Genomic DNA, 19040 nt, shown 5'->3' with positions numbered 1-19040 from the left:
TACAAATGGTGGTTCATTTGCCATTAAATTGCAACTCTGGTTACGGATTAATCGTTCAAATGATGGTTGACGCATTATTCAGAGAAAGGACTTGCGGCTGATTAACACGGCATGTTAATCAGACACAATAACGACATAGAAAGTAAAAGGAAACCTTATGTTTGGTAAGTTAAAAGCGTCACTGGGTATTGGATCTGCGAAAGTAGATACGATTCTTGAGAGCATGTCTGTTTTTCAGGGAGAAACTCTGAAAGGTGTTGTCCATATTCAAGGGGGCGATGTTGAGCAGCAAATTGACGCTATTAATCTTAAACTCTGTACTGAGGTCAAAGTTGAGAGTGATAACGGTGCTAGCTATCAGAGTTTCACCATTGGCAGCCTTCAGGCAGTACAACCTTTCACTATTCAGCCGCAGGAAAATAAACAGGTTCCTTTCGAATTTAAGTTAGATGATGAAACACCGATTACGGCGCTGAATGCAATGAAGAATCAGTGTCATGTTTGGGTAGAAACAACATTAGATATTGATTTCGCGATCGATCCTAAAGATCGTGACTTTGTTGAAGTGAAAGCATTACCGGTTACTTCTAAAGTAATTTCAGCGATAGAGCAGGCTGGCTTTGCAATGGTCAAGGCCGACGTGGAAAAAGGGTATTTGCGAGGCAGCAACTTCTCATCTAAATCTGGTTGCTATCAGGAGATAGAGTTCCGCAACAATGGCTTTATTAACAAGAAAGAAATAGAGTTGTCATTCATCCTTGATGGCAGTGTTATGCATTGTTTAGCGGAAGTTGACCGTTCGCTTAGCATGCGTGGTGACCAGTACGTCTCTTTCTCTCTGAGTCTTAACGCCAGCGATGCTGAAATCAGCTCTGCGGTTAGCCGAGTGCTTTCAGTTTAAGCTTGGTTATCTGAACCTCCAAAGCGGTACCGATATCCTATTCCAAAGGCGATATCGGTGCTGTTATCTGCGTTAAACATGTTTTCCACTGCAGTCAATTCAATGGCTGAGTTTTCCATCTGGTAACGATAGCCAAAGGTGAACTCGGTCGATGGCTTGGAAAATTCATCCTCCCCACCTGATACACCCTCATGAAAAGCGATTTGTCCAATAAGATGGTGCCTTTCCAATAGCTGGTAGCGATAACTCGTTCCAACCGTCCAGGTGCTAGAGCGATAGGGCATATCTTTGAATACTGTTGGTGTATTGCGAAAAGTGATAGCAAGTAGGGTGTCTAGGGAGTGTTTGTCGCGGCGGTAGCCGTAGTTTAGTTGAATACCTTGCTCGAACTCTGAAGAACTGAAAATGCCATGCTTAGTGTCGTTATAGTAAAGAGATGCACCGACTGAAAGCCCGTAATGTTCTTTATTGATAAATTGATATTGCATATAACTGGTGATTGCGTGACTTAGGCTTTCTCCACGGAAGTCTTCCAATTCTATGCCATAGTCAGGCATATTAATTACAAAGCGATCGTTGTCCACATTCTCACGGCCATTTTGGTCAATACCAAACCAGTCGTGAAAAGCGATGGTTAATCGATCAAGGTGGTTGTTACCAGCGTAATTCCAGCGATAGCTCAGTTCCCATTGCCAATCGGCAGTGAACTGCCATTTCCCACCTACGGCAATTTGATTCTGATAGTAGTCTAATTCGTAATCTGACGTGACAGCCCAGATACTTGAAATAGTGCCGGTGCCATAAACTTCCACTTCATTCCTATCCATCGAAAACCCAGAACGAAGCTGAGGTGACAAACTATTGGTATGGAAAGGGGACTGCGTATAGCTTTGCACAGGTCCATAGTCGATTTGTGCCCACGCGGCGTTAACTAATACCAGAGGAATGAGAGAGAGGAAAAACTGCCTGCAAAGGATCATAGATTCATTTCTTATTCTTATGTCACTGATAAAAGGATAGTTTATGAATTTATCATGTGCCGAATTTATGATCGGATATGTGCTGAGGGACGTCTGGCTAACCCTTAGCAGTCGGTCTGGGTTAGCTTTACAGTGGATACACTTTTTCGAATCGTTCTAGTACCAAGTCGGACTGTAAATCGAATTTGGCGCCAATCTCACCAGCGTATTGAGTAAAGAATTTAATGTGCGCGTCACGCCACCATTCATAGCTCAGGTCACCTTCTCCTTCTGAGCGGGCAAACTCTTCAGTTACTTGATCGAAAGGGCAGATAGAAACTTCTGTTAGGCGAATGATACAAACCGGCTCTTGCTGCCAGTTAAGCACCACTGTAATACGACCTACCTGAGGAAGAGGTTCTTGTTCAATATCGTAGCCTTGTTTCAAGCTACAGGACTCCCGCTTTGTACCTTCGCTAATCAATTTGGCGCATTGGTTGGCATTAAACTCGTCAGCGCAAAAATATTCAGCGATGGTGTCTGGTATCGTTTCTCGCTGTTTAAGCGTGAGGGTGGTGAGGTATTCGTTTAGATACGCTTGTTGCTGTGGGGTCATCATCGTCCTTGAAAAGAAGCCCCTTCAATAATAAGGGGCTGTCGCATTTAGTTAGGCCTAGGCAGCACTTAGATGGGTGGTAATATAAGGTTGCCATGCTTCTTGGTAAAGCGCTTTCGACTGAGCTCGCATTGACTTAATCTGAGCGAATTCAAACTCACTGATGTGGCGGCCTTCTGAAGCCGCTTGACGTTCAATTTTCTGAATACGTTCGTACAAGTCATGCTCTGGACCACTTTTTACATCAGCAATGGCTTTAAGGTGTAGCTGGACTTCAGCAATCAAGTTGGTCTTTGGAAGCTGGACCAATAGATTTAGGTCACGATAGCCTGAAGCCCCAGGTTTCTTAAAGCGGTTTTTTACTTTTACCACAGTGGTTTCACGATTCAACGCTTCGTAAGCTGACATCAAGCCTTCGATGTCATCGGCCACAATCGTCGCACGGGCAAGGTCAGTAATACGCTCAGCATCACCATCAAGTTCATAGGAGATCTTTTGCTTTGCTCGCTCTGCAGATTTCACACCTGCAAAGTGGGCGTTTGTTGAAGTTAGCATTGCAGTGCTCTTACAGATCATTTCTAACTCAGCCTGAGCTTGGTGTGCTTTGCTGTATAGAATGTCGAAGTCAGAGTAGGGTTGAAGTGGAGTTGTTGGTGTGGATTGGATGCCATACAGGCCACTCAGGTTGTGTTTGAATGCTTTGGAACAGACTTCGTTCTGGTTAGTCGAACGATTTTCCTCACTACCGGGTGCTGTTGGAATAGCGGCGAAAGCTGGCGCGCGGCTGAGCATTAAAAGCATCAGGGCTGTGGTGCGCAAAAATAGGCTCATTCACTCTCCTTAGATTCGTAGCGTCTTGGGTAAATGGTGTAAGAAAAGATTCAACAACCAAGGCATACCAATCTCTAATTTATATATGAGGGCTAGTCCGATAATTACAATGTAGGAATTTCCTTGTGATGTAATTGTATGAGCTAACTCCCAATTTATTTGAGTGTCCAATGTCCTTATGGTTCATTCTCAATGTGTAAATCAGTATAAACGCTTTATCTGAACCCAATCTGAACGGTTTATAAAGCTTGAGGGATACCACTGAGAAACGCTTTCGTATAGGCTATGAGGCAGTCACGTTAGGTAGGGAATAAAAATGAAAGATCCAGAATTTTGGCACAGTAAATGGGCATCAAACCAAATCGGTTTTCACGTAGAAGATGTAAACTCACTGCTGGTTCAGTATTGGTCTGAAACCAAACCGAGCAGAGAAGATAAAGTGTTTGTCCCTCTGTGTGGTAAAACGGAAGATCTAGTCTGGTTAGCGACCAAGCATGATGATGTTCAGGGAGTGGAACTAAGCAAAATTGCAGTACGTTCATTTTTTGCTGAACATTTTTATACGCCTACGGTGATCCCTGTAAATGGTCAGCATGAATTGTATCAGTTTGATGAGCTGTCTGTTTACACTGGCGACATCTTTACCGCGCCCGTTCAGCCAGTTGAGATTGTGTATGACCGAGCTGCTCTGGTCGCTTTGCCAGAAGAAATGCGTGCAGATTACGTCCAGCGTATTAAATCTCTGCTGAAACCGGGCGGAAGAATTCTGTTAGTTACGTTAGATTATCCGCAAGCTGAAATGGCGGGTCCTCCATTCTCTGTGACCGAAACAGAAGTACGCTCTTTATTCTCAGAATACCGCATCACTAAACTGTATCGTGATGACGCAGATGAACATCACCCTAAGATAGCGAAGAAAGGTTTATCCAGCTTCGCCGAAGAAGTGTATTTGATTGAAAGTTAATGATGAAAGCCCCTATACAGACTCAGGGGCTGGTGTTTTTAATAAACGACTTTTACTTTATCTGCACTGGTAACAGCGCTTGCAATCGCTTGCTCAATGGTCTCTCTACGAGCGATGCTCACTCCTAAGCGCCTGCGTCCATTGATATCAGGTTTTCCAAATAAACGAAGTTGAGTTTGTGGGGCAGCTAGAGCGTCTACCATTCCTTTAAACTGAAGGTTATCGGATTGGCCTTGTCCTAAAATTACCGCTGATGCGGTAGGCCCGTACTGGGTGATACCTGAAATAGGTAGGCCAGTGAATGCGCGGACATGAAGTGCGAATTCAGAACTGTCTTGAGACATAAGAGTGACCAGGCCAGTATCGTGCGGGCGAGGGGAGACCTCATTGAAAATGACGGTGTCACCTTTAACGAACAGTTCTACGCCGAAGATACCTCGGCCTCCTAACGCATTTACAACTTTGCTAGCGGCGTCTTGAGCGGCAGATAGCGCAGCATCAGACATCGCTTGAGGTTGCCATGACTCGCGATAGTCACCGTCTTCTTGGCGGTGTCCAATCGGAGCGCAGAAGTGGATACCATCAATAGCTTTAACTGTTAATAGAGTGATCTCATAATCAAAATCAATAAAGCCTTCGACAATAACGCGTCCTGCACCTGTGCGGCCACCTTCTTGTGCATATTGCCAAGCGGCCTCTACATCCGCTGCTGATTTAATAATACTTTGACCTTTGCCTGAAGAGCTCATAATTGGTTTGCATACGCATGGGATGCCAACAGACTCAACGGCTTGGGTGAATTCTTCATAGGTACTAGCAAAATGGTAAGGTGAAGTGGTGAGGTTGAGCTCTTCTGCTGCCAGCCGGCGTATTCCTTCTCGGTTCATTGTTAGACGAGTTGCATTTGCTGTTGGCACAACATTTAATCCGTTGGCTTCAAGCTCAACGAGTTTCTCTGTGGCAATTGCTTCAATTTCAGGTACAACGTAATCCGGTTGTTCTTTGGTGATAATTTTTTCTAACGCTTCGCCATCAAGCATATCTAACGTGTAGCTTCGGTGCGCCACCTGCATGGCGGGAGCATTTTCATATCGGTCACATGCAATGACTTCTAAGCCTAAACGTTGACATTCAATCGCAACTTCTTTTCCAAGTTCCCCGGAACCTAGCAGCAACACACGTGTCGCGTTATTGCGGGTAGCAGTACCAAACATAAATAACCTTTCACAATTAATGGATATTGAAAATGATACGAATCATACTGATATAAACAAAAAAGGCAAACGTTTGCTTTTCTGTGAGAATTACAGCTGGGTACTGCAGAGCCTTACGTTCAGTGGATGATTTACTCGCTCTATGCTGCCGAATGAGGTTGTTATGACTTGTGTATTGAACGGAAGAGAGTGAATTGAGTGTGCATCGTTAAAAATCTTAATTATGTGACATATCAGTAGAGTGAATGCTTAAGTAAAGTGATAAGTTTGTGATTATAATTTATAAAACTACAGAAATCACAATAGTTGTCATAGTCAATAGATGAAGTACGATCCAAACAACTCCATAAAGGTTCCGATTGATACGTTAATGGTTGGGATGTTTGTTACGGCAATCGAAGATAACAAGCGCGTTAATTTGGCAAATGCGGGTAGAGTTTCTTCTAAGAAAGCCATCCAGCAACTCGTTCAGAATGGGATCAAATTCGCGTGGGTAGATAAAAGTCTGTCTGCTAAAGGGAGTGTGTTTAAACCTGTGGTTGAAGCCAAGCCCAAGGTGAACGAAGAGTCGTCACCAACACCGATTAAACGCAAGCCCATGAGCCGTTTTTCTAAGCAAAAGAAAGCGTCAAAAATCATTCGTGAAGCCAAAGGTCTTGCGCAAAAAATTCTTAATCAGACGTTTGATGATAAGTCGATTCATGTTGATGAGTTAGATGGTTGGGCCAATGATCTTATAGAAGCGGTATTGATTGATTCCGATGCTTTGCACTGCGTCTCTGCACTAAGAAGTAAAGACGAGTATTTGCTTGAGCATTCAGTCAATGTCGCTACTTTATTGGTGACTTTTGGCAAACACCTTGACTTGCCGAAAGAGACACTGAAGCAACTGGCTATAGGCGGTATTATTCATGATGTCGGTAAAATTAAGGTGGACGATAAAGTTCTGCACAAGCCTGGTAAGCTCACCCCTGAAGAGTTTGAGCATATGAAATTGCATCAAGTCTATGCTGAAGAGATTATTTTTACTGTCGAGGGGTTAGGTAGCATCAGTCGTGATGTTTGTCTGATGCATCATGAGAAATTAGACGGCAATGGCTACCCGAAGGGGCTCAAGGGTGATGAAATACCATTACATGGGAGAATGAGCTGCATTGTGGATATCTATGATGCATTGACCGCAGATCGCTGTTACAAGAAAGGAATGAGCTCGGCCGAAGCGTTTAAGATCATATTGAGTTTAACGCCATTTCATCTTGATCGTGACTTGGTTTATAAGTTTATTAACTGTATCGGCGTCTATCCAGTCGGGGCGTTAGTCGAACTGAATGACGGTAGGGTTGGCATTGTTTGGACATCGAATGCGGATGAACCTCTAAAGCCAGAAGTGAAGTGCTTTTACTCAAGAAAATATAAGCGTTTTATTGATGTCAGTTTCGTCGATATCAAGAACAGTCAATATAAAATTGCGAAGGCGATTGCGCCAAGTAATCTTGAAGTAGATCCCGCCCCATTTTTTGATGTGTGAGAAAATAATAAAGGCGCTAACTCAGCGCCTTTTGCGAATATCACCTTATTAGATAGCCAAATAAGATACAGGGATATCGGGATTGATTGCTTCCAGCGTTGACTGAGTATCGGCAAGGTGGCTGATTGTGCCTTCAGACATCTCAACAAGTGCTGCTGTGGCAATATTATCGAATGACTCACCATCAAGAAGTAATTGGATCAATGCTACTTGTAGTGGAGGTAGGCTTGGGTTGAAGGCTGCATTTTCTGCATAGGCACCTTGATACACTTTTCCACTTTTTAGCTTGATGCTAACACCACTTAAATTGTGAGTGTAAGGCGCATAACTTCTATTCAACGCATCTAATGCTTTGAGGACGACTTCATCAGACTCGTCACATCGCTTTCCATGGTCAACGGCTGCCATTAAACCTGATTCGATACCGAGATCACTAGGCCCAAATGATTCAGGCAAATACTCTTGAAGGGTTTTCTCATCACGTTGAGGAAGTTGGATCGCCAATTCACCAGCTGTCGTCAATTCATTCATAAATTGGCGACAGTGACCACAAGGACTAAAGTTGATTGTAATGTCCGAGATACCTTGTTCGCCTTTCATCCACGCATGACTAATCGCTGATTGCTCTGCGTGTACGGTCTGACCAAGTTGCGCGCCTAAAATTTCAACGTTTGCACCGAAGTAAAGTCTTCCTGACAGACCACGAACAATTGCACCTACATAAAAATTTGAAATCGGAGCATAAGAATAAGCCGCGGCTAAGGGAAGCAGTGCCACTCTCAGCTCATCATCTTGTAGATCAGAAATAGCGAGTAGCTCTGCAAACTGTTCAGAAGAGAGGGTTGCATCAAAATCATCCGCTAACAAAATAGGAGAAAGGAACTTTGCGACTTTATCTGGCGCTTCAGACAGCGCTTGTTCTATGCGGCTTCTCATATTGAATCCTTGTTTAAGCAATAATGAATATCTTTGGGTCTGCCTGAGTTACTTTTAGAGTGGCTTACCCTGATACTGGTATTTCATTTTATGTAACGCAGAAAACTTTACTGAGATCATTGTCACAATAAAAATTGCAATGGATTTTATTGTTACACAATTAGAGTGATGTCACACATGATAACGATTGCAGTGAAGGTTTAGGTGATGTACGTCGGAATGCGTAGATACGCTATCCGACGCGGAGGTTTATGCAGCGAGCCAGATCGCGAGAGCGAAGAATGATGGGGCGAGAATTGAGGTAATTACGCCACAGACCACGAGTGCCAATGAGCTGAAGGCTGCATCTTGTGCGTCCTTTTCTGCACAGGTTGCGGTCCCCAATGCATGAGAAACGGTGCCCATGGTGAGGCCTTTGGCAATGGGATGAGTAATGTTCAATACATTATAAATAGGGTAGGCCAGAATCGCACCAAACAACCCAACCAATAGCACCAAAATAGCGGCAATAGCAGGTTCGCCACCTAAATGGCTTGATACTTCCATTGCGATTGGCGTTGTTACAGATTTACCTAATAAGCTGGCGATCAATGAGAGGTCTGTCTGCATGTAGGATGCGATAACCGTGGCGGTCAGCATCGACATGACACTACCGACACCACAGGCCAGAATGATGATTCGCCAGTTAGCTCGTATTTGAGGAAGCTGCTCGTATAGGGGATATGCGAGGGCAACAACGGCAGGCTGTAGCAGAAAATTAATCCACTCATTATCCTGGTAATAAGTTTCGAACGGTACTTTGAGCTGGGTGAGTAAAGGGATCATCACTGCCAGACTGATCAGTAGAGGATTCATAAACGGACTAGTGATCTTTTGACAGAGCCAGCGTGCAGACAGAAAAACGACAATTGTTACGAGTAGCCACATTATTGGTCACCTCGCTTGAGCATTCTATCCAACATGAGTCCTAATAAAACCAGTACGATGAAAGTGCCACCTACTGCACTAGCAAGAATCGGAAGCGCGTTGTTGAGGAGTAGATCAAAGTGTTCCATTAATCCAACACTGATTGGAACAAAGAGCAGTACCATGTATCGAATAAACAGAGTGGCGCTAGGGCGTACCCATTCCACTGGTACTAGGCCGCTGGCAAGAAGTGAAAACAAGATTAACATGCCAATGATGCTGCCCGGAATTGAGATATCTAGAAGGTTTTGAATATTAATGCCTGCCATGAGGCAAAGAAAAATCAGCCCCATAGATACGACGTATTTAAGCAAGGTTTTCGCCATAGGTGGTGTCGTCCAAATTTAATCAACTTTTGCATATGTGAATACACTGAAACGTAGGTTCAGTGTATTCACAGGCCTCAGCAAGGTGGTATTTTTATAGTGTGATGAGGCCTAACTGTTATAGGGTGCAGGCAATAAGTTGTTTAAGATACTCGCTTTTGAACGTATTGGTAAACAGATTTTAAGATAGCTATCTTTTTTTCGTCACTTTCATACTCGTGAACTAAGTTTTCCAAATTCAACATGTAATCTTCAATTCGGCTTTCAAAGTACTCACGGCAATGTGCCGCCCATTTTTGTTGTTCACTCTCGTCCAATGTCCACGGAAAATGTCTGGCGCGATAGCGGAATAGAAGCGGAGCAATTCTGTCGTCACTGAATGAGATATCAAGGGCGGAAAGATTCTTTGGTTCAGTTTCTCGTATGATATCCATTGATTGCTTTGCCGCAGGAGAGAAGAAACCATCGTAAAGCATAGTATCAACATCATCGCTCTTTTCGTATTCTCTCTCGATACTGTATAGCGAATTGAGTTTTTCTCTAATCTCTGGATGCTGTCTAAGTCTCTCAAGGTTTTGTAAGCATTTTTCTCTGTCAATGCCTATGTTAGCTGCATTCTCAGCAGTTAATGTTTTGGCTGGAGCCAAAATAGGGCACTTGTTGAGATGGACAAGTTTGATTGGTACAGGCAGTTCGTCTGGGCCAAGTTCAGAATGTTTGGTGTAGAGACGCTCATTAAGCTGTCCTACATCTAAATCCAACAACGGCTGAGGATCTTTCGCTAAATCGACCACGATCACCGCATTCTGGTTGGTTGGATGCCAAGCGACCGGAACCACCCAGCTAGTGTAATTGCATTCATGGCCCAGCATACCCGATACGTGCATAAGCGGTGTCATATTCACGATATCGACGAGTTCGTTCAGCTTTCGCTTGTGGCGCATACTAAGGAAATAATCAAAGAGCTTAGGCTGAGCGGCTTTCACCTTTTTAGCCATTTCAATCGTTGCTATAACGTCAGCCATCGCATCGTGTGCATTCTCGTGTTCAATGCCATTGGCAACGGACAAGTGCTCTAGCTTAAAGCTGATAAAACCTTCGTCATTCTCTGGCCAATTAATGCCTTCTGGGCGAAGGGCGTGACAGGCACGCATGACATCAAGTAAGTCCCAGCGAGAGTTGCCGTTTTGCCAGCTCCACGCATATGGATCGATGAAATTCCGGTAACAGGTGTATCGCGTTACTTCGTCATCAAATCGAATGCTGTTGTAACCTAAGTTAATGGTGTTGGGGGTGGATAATTGCTCATGAATTTTGGCGATAAACTCAGGCTCTGGCAGGCCTTTCGATTCCGCAACTTGAGGTGTAATACCTGTGATCAGCGCAGCTTCTGGTGAAGGAAGATAATCTGAGGGTGGTTGGCAGTAGATAACAAGAGGTTCACCTATGATATTGAAGTCCATATCGGTACGTACTCCCGCAAACTGAGACGGTCTGTCTTTTGCTGGGCTGGTTCCCCACGTCTCATAATCGAAGAAGAAAAACGTAGGTTGATGCTCTTGTTGCATTATCTCTTTACCAAGTCTTTGAAATTCACTCAGGTATTAGACCACTGAGGATGAGACAAGGCAAACAGGAAGCGCTGGATTGCAGGAAATTTGTTGGCTTAGAAAAAGGTGTTAAACGAGGTTCTTATAACTGCTGCGCGCAATTGTCCTCACCAGGTGGTGCGAGTGAAGCCAACCAAAACACAGCTTAAAGTGCTTGATGCGATCAAAATTGGAGAGATTGTGACGACACAACAAATGGCGGAGTAGAGTTTAGTTACTCAATACTTGGGTAATCAAGATGGGAGATAGAGTATACATACATGATTTCGAATGCTCATTAGAAATTCTCGCTGGATAGAAAATTCTATTCTTTAAGTTTGGCTAGCATTGTTAGTGGTTTAAACCACTGTTAATATTCAAGTAAATAAACGTGGCTATATAAAGACTTGTAAGTATTCATATTAAAAATGTGTAGTTTCTGTCTAGTAGCTGTTATTTGAATTAGAAGAGATAGATTATCATGAGAAAAATTTTATTAAAATCTTGTTTTATCACATGCCTTTTATCCGCTTTGACTTTACAAAGCTTCAATGTGTTGGCCGCTTCAGGTTCAATTACTGGTAAGGTCCAAAAGCTACGGACACATCAGTATTTAACTGGTGCATCATGGGATGGCGCTAGTTGGTTTTGTTTGGAATCCGACGTTACAGTTGGCAGTTGTCGTACGACGGCTTCCTGTAATAATGGTACCGCATTAGTTATTGCTAGAAATGCTGAATCTGATCTCTTTTCTTTAGTACTTGCCGCAAGATTGAGTGGACAAGAAATTACTGTTCACGTGGATGATTCTTTTAAGTATCTCGACACTTGCGTGGCAAGAATTATAGATATGTAGTTGAAGTTATGGACTTTGAATCTAGTGAAAGGAAGACATCTTAGTAACAGCGGTGAAGCTGAGCAAAGCTTCACCAGCCTAGATTGTGCGAGAGAACGGGAGAGCATTGTATCCACCCGCTGAAGCTGATTATCTTAGTAAACTCAATGAGCTGTTTGCCACTTCAGTAATTTTCTCTACAGCAGTATTTGCGACTTCCTTAAGTTGATCCACGGTAAAGTACCCGGGCTCTCTAAGAAGTTTAGGGATTTCTTCTAATCTGAACACCACGGAATCTTCAGGGACGATTTGCGTGCTAACAACATGTCCTTCTTCCATCCCCATGCCTTCAACAATAGGTTTCATTGGGGGGTAAGGTTTGCCGTTGTGTTCGACGATAATAAGATTTGAGTCGTGGAATGGAACGGTGATTTGATTAGATATATGTATGCCCTCGTAGCAATAGAGACTTTAATCACCAAAACGCACCAATCAACAGCTGGTAGAAAAAGGCTATCTCTCAAAGATAGTAGATAGCCGATCGTTTGGAGGCGTAGAGCTTATGTATCAAAACTCAGTCTCAGTATATCAACAGTCTCTCCTGTGAAGAACGGCTGAACATCTAAGAGATAAGGATTTTGTTTGAGGAACATGTAGTGATCCCAGGTAATGGTTAGTGAATGACCTAGTTCGTTTAGCAGTAATTGAATATGGTCCTTTGCTTTGTTCGGTTGGTAATTTTTAGTAAAGCCTTGAATGACTATCAAACGCTGTTGAACTAAGCACTGCTGTAATGACAAACCCTTCATCAGCACGGTTTAAGTTTTTTGAGTTGGTATCTGATTGGAGTCTGCCTATTTACCTAGCACTATTCAGCATTTTCGTATTCTTTATCACGACCTCTGATTCGGGCACGCTTGTTATCAATACACTGACATCAAAGGACGAAGACAATGCTCCGATTTCACAACGCATTGGCTGGGTAATTGCTATTTCAGGTATCACTAGCTTGTTGTTAATGAGTGGAGGTATGACAGCTATTCAATCACTACTCGTTATTATGGGATGTCCTTTTGCCATTATGGTAACGATGATGAGTTATGGGTTTATGGAATCTGTGTATCTTGAAGTATATGCTCCGGCAACCAAAACGAGAGGAGCGGAATTGGATGAAGTGATTAGAAAAGCAGAGCAAACGGAGATTGAATATGAATATAGGAAAACTCAAGTCATCCATGGTGGTAAGTAATCATATTGAGTTAGATTACGTAAGATCAATAATATAGACGATTCACTGACTATACAGCTCTCCTCACTTTCAAGTTCCTCCTTAGAGCTACTTTTCACTCAAAAGTCCATACATCCCTTATATATCTGCATAAAAGGTTGGACACCGGTTTAAGTGTCTTTCCATACACAGAGTTATCAGTGATTTGCTAAATTAAAATAGTCACTGACTCACTTTTGTCCACCAACGTTTCAGGTCTTTCTGAGCCCTACTAAATGTGACTGCCAAACTTTATGTTGACCACTAACGAGCGCAAGGTGGAGGTTCAGATCTTAGAAGAGGTGAATGCTCTCAGAGCAGAGGTTTAGGAATTGAAAGCAATACTAAAACAGCAAGCTGAAAGAAATGAGTAGTCTGCTATCATGCGACTAGACTTGCCATACTTGTAGTTATTCATGAGTTGCTAATATTTAATTTTTCGTAACTCAAAAATGTCCAAAAGCTTGCATCTCAGGTACTGCGATAAGCGGTGCCCAATTGCGCTTTGTGATACTAGAAGTTATTCGATGGGTGGATTTTGGCCGTCGCCGCTAAATTGACAATGTCCAAAAATCGGTTTGAGGTACACCATAGAAGATGTGATCACCAAGTGATTTTGTCGCATCATCTCGTAACATTAATGGCTTAGAGTATGTTTCTGATTGCTTCCACTAGGCACGTTAACTCGTTTCATAAGTGCGCCACCTTCCATTGGATAAGCATCAGCAGACACTTTCCATAGGACGTGTGTGGTGATGTGATAGGTGCCATCCGGGATATTGCCAAATTCAAATTCGCCTTGAGCGTCACACACCGTTTCTCGAATGTAGCCATAAAAATGAGGGTCAGGATTTGCAAAGGTCTTGTTAGAAACAGTGAAGATTGATTGAATCCACGCACCAAGTTGCCATACAAATATTGAATGCGTTCAGCTGAAGAGGAGGAGTGTGGTATCAGACAAACTGGATTGCCAGCACACGTTTTTGCGTCGCCAGCAACGGTCTTTAAAATGCTTTACCAGAAAGTACTCCCGCCCCAGATGCCTTAGCCGCTTTAGAGTTTGCTCACTGAACCTTACAATCTAAACCAGAAATAGCCTAACTTTTGTGTAGATTGCAGTTTTTGTAAACAAATTGATCTTTATTGCATATTTTTCGTATGCAAAATTATGAACCCTGTCTAATATTATTCTACTGGTTACATAATGTGTGATGGTGCTTGTGTCTGTTGCCCTAGAAAAATCTGATCGCGACTTTACACAATCATCGTCAATTTAGTGGACTACTAGGGAGCGTGCTGATATGCACCTTAGCAATCAAAAAACTTTAAAATCATCCCTATTGTTAGTGTTATGTGTCACCATCGGCTTGTGTATTGCGCTTGCTTTTGGCGCTAAAGAGTATATTTCTCAGCAGGCAACAGCTCAGTACGCCTCAGACTTAGCAAATGAGCTTTCCAGCAGACAAAATACTTTGCAACGTAAGCTAAACGATTGGCAGAGACAAATCAGCTTTCTATATTCAACACCGCCCATTCAGGGAATCGTACGTGCTGACGAAAATGCTGGTGTTGACCCATTTGATGGTACGACATCTCAACTTTGGATTGATCGCCTAAATACAATTTTTAAAGGTTACATAGAGAACAACAGCGACATTTTTCAGATTCGATATATCGGTGTGAAAAATAAAGGAATGGAAATCGTTCGTGTAGACAGAGCGGGGGGGTCGGCTGAGATAGTGCCGTCAAACAAACTGCAGAACAAGAGCAAATCTGATTATTACCAAGCCGGAACAAAACTCCTTCCGAATGAAATCTACAAATCTGGTATCAACCTGAATCGTGAGTACGGAAAAGTTTCGTTCCCTTACACTAAAACGATTCGATTTTTATATCCCGTACATGATGATAAAGGACAGTTGTTTGGTTTGTTGGTCATCAACTATTACGCGGATGCATTACTCGATCTGTTTTCAGAAAATCTCAATTCAGATATACAGGCGTACATATTGAATAGCCGCGGCGAGTTCTTATTAGGCCCTGATTCGAATATGGAAATGGCGACTGATTTAGGCCATCAACACACATGGGACAGTTATTTTTCTGACAGTGTTGCGAACCTATATCCATCGAATGCGCTGTATTCAGAAAGTGAACTTCTACAAGATGAAATTATGTTCACGCAAAAGAATATTGAACTCGGTCGCTTAGAAGAGCATAGATGGATACGTTTAGTACTTCTCACGCCGTTATCCGTTATAGAGCAATCAATCGCCAATCAGTCACTCCCTTTATACGCAGTTTTGGCGGTTCTTTTCATCCTTATTAGCGGGTTTCTCTTTGTCGCTCATATATTTCTCAACAAGAAATTTACCTTATTGGATACGCAATCTGAATTTGAAGCCATCGTCAAGAATTCTTACGACGCCGTGATCGGTGTTGACCGTAACGGAATAGTAAAAAGCTGGAACCATGCGGCTGAAACGATATTTGGTTTTACCGCCAGTTACGCGCAAGGCAAAAATCTGTTTGAATTGGTTTTCTCTCATGACTCCGCGCAGCCTATGCAAAGAAAGCTCATCGACATCTTTGCCGGAGGTGTGGTGGATTCGTTTGATGCCGTCGCAAACAAGCGTAACGGAGATAAGCTCGATGTCTCTATTACTCTGTCGCCAATTGTCAATAAGGACAATGCGATCTCTGGTGTCGCGGGCATTATGCGCGATGTGACGGAACAGAAGAAAACAGCGTCGAAATTGTTGGAAGTGAATGAATCTCTAGAACAAACGGTGCTAGACAGAACTTCTGAACTACGTTTGGCTAAAGACAAAGCCATTGCCGCGAACAAAGCGAAGGGGGATTTTGTCGCCAATATCAGTCACGAAATTCGCACCCCAATGAACGCGATTTTAGGTCTGGCTTACTTGTTGAAAAAACAGGAGTTGTCACCTCAGTCGCTAGATATGGTTAAGCGTATTCATGATGCAGGTAAGTCACTTCTTGGCATTATTAACGATATTTTGGACTTCTCTAAAATTGAAGCAAACCGCCTTGAAATCGAAAATGTTCCATTTCGGTTGACTGAAGTGATCGACAACGTTGCCAGTATTATGTCCACAGCAGTCGGCTCAAAACCGGTTGAAGTTGTTATCTCAGCCTTGCCTCCGGAAGCTGAGTTTCTAAAAGGGGATCCACTTAGGCTCAGACAGATACTGATTAATCTAGCTAGCAACGCGCTTAAGTTTACCGATGAAGGGGAAGTTGTACTCAAAGTTGAATCTGTCGGTGAGTTAACTAATCAGGGTAAAACGAAATTGAGGTTTAGCGTCACGGATACAGGTATTGGTATTCCCCCTGAGAAACAAAAGCATATTTTTAGCGAGTTTTCTCAAGCGGATAGCTCAACTACACGTACGTACGGTGGTACGGGTTTAGGGTTAACGATAAGTAAAAAACTGACCTCTTTGATGGGAGGAGAACTACAACTGACTAGTGAATTTGGTAAGGGAAGTGAGTTTTATTTTGAGCTACCTTTCGAAGTCAATAACAAGGAAGGTAACTCGTTGCCAAGTATGGTCTACCAGAGATTACTCATCGTAGAACAGCATCCGACAACGCGTGAGCTTTTGTGCGATATCGCGTCGAGTATTGGCTGGCAAGTTAATTCCGCAGGTTGTGGGCAAGATGCACTTAAACTGATCAACGAAAAAGGTGTTGATCACTATGATGCAGTCTTGATTGACTACCAACTTCCTGAATCTGGGGGAATACCAGTTGCACGGGCGGTTAAAGGGTTGTCTGAGGAAGTCAATTTGACGGTGATTCTAATTATATCGCCTCACCTTGTAGATAGTATTGATGAGCAGTCCAATCGTGTAATAGATGTTGTTTTAGCTAAACCTGTTACAAGCTCAAGTCTGTATAACGCAGTGCTTTCAGCGAATAAACGTCTCGTTGAAAAAACATCTAATGATCGTCAGCTCGCTTCTTTCAAGCGGTTAAAAAATCGTTCCATTCTGGTTGTGGATGATAGCGAAATCAACCGAGAAGTCGCCCAAACTATCTTAGAAGATGAAGGTGCTTCTATAACAACTGCCCAAAATGGCCAAGAGGCGGTGGATATGTTGGTGCAATCACCTGAGGCGTTCGACCTTGTCCTTATGGATATTCAAATGCCCGTTTTGGATGGTTATCAAGCGACTGCAAAAATTCGTTCTATCCCTACATTGGTTGATCTCCCAGTCATCGCATTGAGTGCTGGTGCGTTTAAAGTTCATCAGCAAAACGCAAAAAATGCGGGAATGAGTTCGTTTGTGTCCAAGCCGTTTGATGTGGAGCAACTGATTGAAGAAGTACTCAAGTGGACGCCAAAACAGGAAAATAGTGAAAAGGTTGATGTGGTAGACACGAAACTTGACCAAAGCCATGCGGATAATAATCCAGTCAACCAAGGCGACTCGTATAGTTCATTGGTGCTGAATATTACCCAAGGGCTGAAGGTGTGGAAAAGAGAGGATAACTATTTAAAGCAACTTCAATCTTTCGTTTCAAACCATGCAGATGCGGCCCAGCGCTTGGAAGAGCATACCTTAAAACATCAATGGGCAAGCGCACGTTCATTACTGCATAAGCTGAGAGGAGTTGCAGGGGCTCTCTGTATGAATGAGTTGATGGAAGTAAGTGGACAAGCCGAATTAGAAATTGAGCTTTCAGAGAGTATCAGCGATAAGGCATTGGATTCGATTAATCGATCTCTAGCCAGATCAATTGAAGAAGCGCAAGCATACATCACCTCTCTACAGCCAGAAATAAGCGATGTTAAATCGTCGGCTGATATACGCTATGACAATGATGGACAACGCGCTGCATTAGGTGAGCTGCTAACGGCGCTCGATAGTGATGATTTGAGCGAAATTGAACAGGCACTAAGTGTGGCCGTGAATAGGTTGCCTCAAGAGGTGGTAGATCAAGTTACAGCTGAGGTTGAACAGTTCCAATTTCGTCGTGCAGAAGACGTAGTGAAGCACTATTTGGACAGTGGGTACAAACATGCCTTTTAGAAAAACCATTCTATGTATTGATGATGAACCGGTGAACTTAGCGTTGATGCGCAGCTTCCTAGAAGAACTCTATATCCTTAAGTATGCCAATGGTGGTATTTCTGGTTTTGAGAGTGCAGTAAAACATCAGCCAGATTTAATCTTGGTGGATGTGGATATGCCAGATCTTAATGGTTTTGAGCTCACCAGAAAAATCAAGCAACGTGATGACCTAAAAAATATCCCAGTAATTTTTGTTACCGCATCTAAGGGTGAAGTTGATGAGAACAAGGGATTTGAAGTCGGTGGTGTGGATTATATCTCTAAACCTATTTCTGAGCCGATCTTAAAAGCAAGGATTCACACTCATTTATCACTGGTTAAAGCCTCTGAACTGGAAGATAGTCAGCGTTCGGCATTGCACATGCTAGGGGAAGCAGGGCATTTTAACGATACCGATACTGGGGTTCATATCTGGCGAATGGCTGAATACGCCAAATACTTAGCCTTCTGGTCTGGCTGGAGTAGGGAAGACAGTGAATTATTAGAAATGGCAGCACCGATGCATGATACGGGTAAAATCGGTATACCAGATACGATTTTAAAAAAACCGGGCAAGCTAGACGAAAACGAGTGGGCGGTGATGAAAAAACATTCGCAAATTGGTTACGATATATTAAGTAAAAGTGACAATAAATTATTTAATCTAGCGGCAGAGATTGCGTTGGGCCACCATGAAAAGTGGGATGGGAGTGGTTACCCAGAAGGACTCGCTGGCGACGCTATCCCAGAATCCGCAAGAATCGTTGCTGTAGCAGATGTGTTTGATGCTTTGACTATGAAGCGTCCTTACAAAGAAGCATGGCCAATACCTAAGGTCCTAGAAACATTAAGTGAAATGTCTATCGGGCATTTGGAAAAGCGACTGGTCGATATTTTTATCGCTCATATCGACGAGATAAAAGAAATTAAAGCGAAATGGGATAAAAAAGAGAAGACGCTAAAGCGTACTAATCAGACCTCATCTGACAGTGTTCTGCTCTAGACAGACTGGACCTTCATCAAGCGA

General features: G+C 43.0%; 16 protein-coding genes and 1 pseudogene. 7 read left to right on the top strand and 10 right to left on the bottom strand.

Annotation, left to right across the window (positions count from 1 at the left end; translation table 11 throughout):
* Positions 1-157 precede the first annotated feature (157 nt).
* On the top strand, positions 158-901 hold the full coding sequence (locus L1D31_RS07815) for a sporulation protein (protein ID WP_239836530.1): 744 nt from the start codon (positions 158-160) through the stop codon (positions 899-901).
* On the opposite strand, the gene L1D31_RS07810 is transcribed toward L1D31_RS07815, so the two are convergent.
* The 3 genes from L1D31_RS07810 to L1D31_RS07800 form a co-directional block, all read right to left on the bottom strand.
* A complete protein-coding gene (locus tag L1D31_RS07810) occupies positions 898-1881 on the bottom strand; it encodes a DUF3187 family protein (protein ID WP_239836529.1) in 984 nt (327 codons plus the stop codon). The two genes, L1D31_RS07815 and L1D31_RS07810, sit on opposite strands and share 4 nt — an antisense overlap.
* 127 nt (positions 1882-2008) lie before the next feature.
* Positions 2009-2476 (bottom strand): ASCH domain-containing protein, encoded by a 468-nt coding sequence (locus L1D31_RS07805; protein ID WP_239836898.1) that lies wholly within the window; start codon positions 2474-2476, stop codon positions 2009-2011.
* Between the two features lie 57 nt (positions 2477-2533).
* The gene (locus L1D31_RS07800) at positions 2534-3307 is read right to left on the bottom strand and encodes a phosphoribosylglycinamide formyltransferase (RefSeq protein WP_239836528.1); all 774 of its coding nucleotides are present in this window, start codon (positions 3305-3307) and stop codon (positions 2534-2536) included.
* Positions 3308-3623: 316 nt separating this feature from the next.
* Here L1D31_RS07800 and L1D31_RS07795 point away from each other — a divergent pair, with 316 nt between their 5' ends.
* The gene (locus L1D31_RS07795; RefSeq protein ID WP_239836527.1) at positions 3624-4271 is read left to right on the top strand and encodes a thiopurine S-methyltransferase; all 648 of its coding nucleotides are present in this window, start codon (positions 3624-3626) and stop codon (positions 4269-4271) included.
* 38 nt (positions 4272-4309) lie between these two features.
* Here the strand turns inward: L1D31_RS07795 and purT are convergent, their stop codons facing one another.
* Complete coding sequence (purT, locus tag L1D31_RS07790; RefSeq protein ID WP_239836526.1) at positions 4310-5485, bottom strand: formate-dependent phosphoribosylglycinamide formyltransferase; 1176 nt, start codon at positions 5483-5485, stop codon at positions 4310-4312.
* 322 nt (positions 5486-5807) lie between these two features.
* Between purT and L1D31_RS07785 the strand changes: the two genes are divergently transcribed.
* Positions 5808-7013 (top strand): HD-GYP domain-containing protein, encoded by a 1206-nt coding sequence (locus L1D31_RS07785; RefSeq protein ID WP_239836525.1) that lies wholly within the window; start codon positions 5808-5810, stop codon positions 7011-7013.
* 48 nt (positions 7014-7061) lie between these two features.
* Here the strand turns inward: L1D31_RS07785 and cdd are convergent, their stop codons facing one another.
* The 4 genes from cdd to sbcB all read right to left on the bottom strand — a co-directional run bounded on the left by cdd (position 7062) and on the right by sbcB (position 10809).
* Complete coding sequence (gene cdd / locus L1D31_RS07780; protein ID WP_239836524.1) at positions 7062-7949, bottom strand: cytidine deaminase; 888 nt, start codon at positions 7947-7949, stop codon at positions 7062-7064.
* A gap of 249 nt (positions 7950-8198) precedes the next feature.
* On the bottom strand, positions 8199-8876 hold the full coding sequence (locus tag L1D31_RS07775; RefSeq protein WP_239836523.1) for a CidB/LrgB family autolysis modulator: 678 nt from the start codon (positions 8874-8876) through the stop codon (positions 8199-8201).
* On the bottom strand, positions 8876-9241 hold the full coding sequence (locus L1D31_RS07770; RefSeq protein WP_239836522.1) for a CidA/LrgA family protein: 366 nt from the start codon (positions 9239-9241) through the stop codon (positions 8876-8878). The genes L1D31_RS07775 and L1D31_RS07770 overlap by 1 nt, the downstream gene beginning before the upstream one ends.
* Before the next feature lie 143 nt (positions 9242-9384).
* Positions 9385-10809 (bottom strand): exodeoxyribonuclease I, encoded by a 1425-nt coding sequence (sbcB, locus tag L1D31_RS07765; RefSeq protein WP_239836521.1) that lies wholly within the window; start codon positions 10807-10809, stop codon positions 9385-9387.
* A 502-nt stretch (positions 10810-11311) separates the two neighbouring features.
* Between sbcB and L1D31_RS07760 the strand changes: the two genes are divergently transcribed.
* Positions 11312-11686 (top strand): hypothetical protein, encoded by a 375-nt coding sequence (locus tag L1D31_RS07760; RefSeq protein ID WP_239836520.1) that lies wholly within the window; start codon positions 11312-11314, stop codon positions 11684-11686.
* Between the two features lie 129 nt (positions 11687-11815).
* Here the strand turns inward: L1D31_RS07760 and L1D31_RS07755 are convergent, their stop codons facing one another.
* Positions 11816-12097, bottom strand: a complete 282-nt coding sequence (locus L1D31_RS07755; protein ID WP_345772834.1) for a phage antirepressor N-terminal domain-containing protein — start codon at positions 12095-12097, stop codon at positions 11816-11818.
* Positions 12098-12443: 346 nt separating this feature from the next.
* Between L1D31_RS07755 and L1D31_RS07750 the strand changes: the two are divergent.
* Positions 12444-12914, top strand: a pseudogene (locus tag L1D31_RS07750) (BCCT family transporter); the annotation flags it as partial.
* Between the two features lie 655 nt (positions 12915-13569).
* On the opposite strand, the gene L1D31_RS07745 reads toward L1D31_RS07750, so the two are convergent.
* Positions 13570-13746 carry a hypothetical protein gene (locus L1D31_RS07745; RefSeq protein ID WP_239836517.1) on the bottom strand — a complete coding sequence of 59 codons (177 nt, stop codon included), beginning with the start codon at positions 13744-13746 and terminating at the stop codon, positions 13570-13572.
* 487 nt (positions 13747-14233) lie between these two features.
* Here L1D31_RS07745 and L1D31_RS07740 point away from each other — a divergent pair, with 487 nt between their 5' ends.
* A complete protein-coding gene (locus tag L1D31_RS07740; RefSeq protein WP_239836516.1) occupies positions 14234-17992 on the top strand; it encodes a response regulator in 3759 nt (1252 codons plus the stop codon).
* Complete coding sequence (locus L1D31_RS07735) at positions 17982-19016, top strand: HD domain-containing phosphohydrolase (protein WP_239836515.1); 1035 nt, start codon at positions 17982-17984, stop codon at positions 19014-19016. The genes L1D31_RS07740 and L1D31_RS07735 overlap by 11 nt, the downstream gene beginning before the upstream one ends.
* The last annotated feature ends 24 nt before the right edge of the window (positions 19017-19040 follow it).

It is taken from the genome of Vibrio sp. Isolate23, from assembly GCF_022398095.1.
Classification (GTDB): Bacteria; Pseudomonadota; Gammaproteobacteria; order Enterobacterales; family Vibrionaceae; genus Vibrio; species Vibrio coralliilyticus_A.
The sequence above is the reverse complement of the archived record's forward strand: the minus strand, read 5'-3'. Positions and strand labels throughout refer to the sequence as shown.

Excerpts from the sequence above, each read along its gene's own strand:
- L1D31_RS07815 (WP_239836530.1), top strand. The coding sequence starts at position 158 with ATGTTTGGTAAGTTAAAAGCGTCACTGGGTATTGGATCTGCGAAAGTA.
- L1D31_RS07810 (WP_239836529.1), bottom strand. The coding sequence starts at position 1,881 with ATGATCCTTTGCAGGCAGTTTTTCCTCTCTCTCATTCCTCTGGTATTA.
- L1D31_RS07805 (WP_239836898.1), bottom strand. The coding sequence starts at position 2,476 with ATGACCCCACAGCAACAAGCGTATCTAAACGAATACCTCACCACCCTC.
- L1D31_RS07800 (WP_239836528.1), bottom strand. The coding sequence starts at position 3,307 with ATGAGCCTATTTTTGCGCACCACAGCCCTGATGCTTTTAATGCTCAGC.
- L1D31_RS07795 (WP_239836527.1), top strand. The coding sequence starts at position 3,624 with ATGAAAGATCCAGAATTTTGGCACAGTAAATGGGCATCAAACCAAATC.
- purT (WP_239836526.1), bottom strand. The coding sequence starts at position 5,485 with ATGTTTGGTACTGCTACCCGCAATAACGCGACACGTGTGTTGCTGCTA.
- L1D31_RS07785 (WP_239836525.1), top strand. The coding sequence starts at position 5,808 with ATGAAGTACGATCCAAACAACTCCATAAAGGTTCCGATTGATACGTTA.
- cdd (WP_239836524.1), bottom strand. The coding sequence starts at position 7,949 with ATGAGAAGCCGCATAGAACAAGCGCTGTCTGAAGCGCCAGATAAAGTC.
- L1D31_RS07775 (WP_239836523.1), bottom strand. The coding sequence starts at position 8,876 with ATGTGGCTACTCGTAACAATTGTCGTTTTTCTGTCTGCACGCTGGCTC.
- L1D31_RS07770 (WP_239836522.1), bottom strand. The coding sequence starts at position 9,241 with ATGGCGAAAACCTTGCTTAAATACGTCGTATCTATGGGGCTGATTTTT.
- sbcB (WP_239836521.1), bottom strand. The coding sequence starts at position 10,809 with ATGCAACAAGAGCATCAACCTACGTTTTTCTTCTTCGATTATGAGACG.
- L1D31_RS07760 (WP_239836520.1), top strand. The coding sequence starts at position 11,312 with ATGAGAAAAATTTTATTAAAATCTTGTTTTATCACATGCCTTTTATCC.
- L1D31_RS07740 (WP_239836516.1), top strand. The coding sequence starts at position 14,234 with ATGCACCTTAGCAATCAAAAAACTTTAAAATCATCCCTATTGTTAGTG.
- L1D31_RS07735 (WP_239836515.1), top strand. The coding sequence starts at position 17,982 with ATGCCTTTTAGAAAAACCATTCTATGTATTGATGATGAACCGGTGAAC.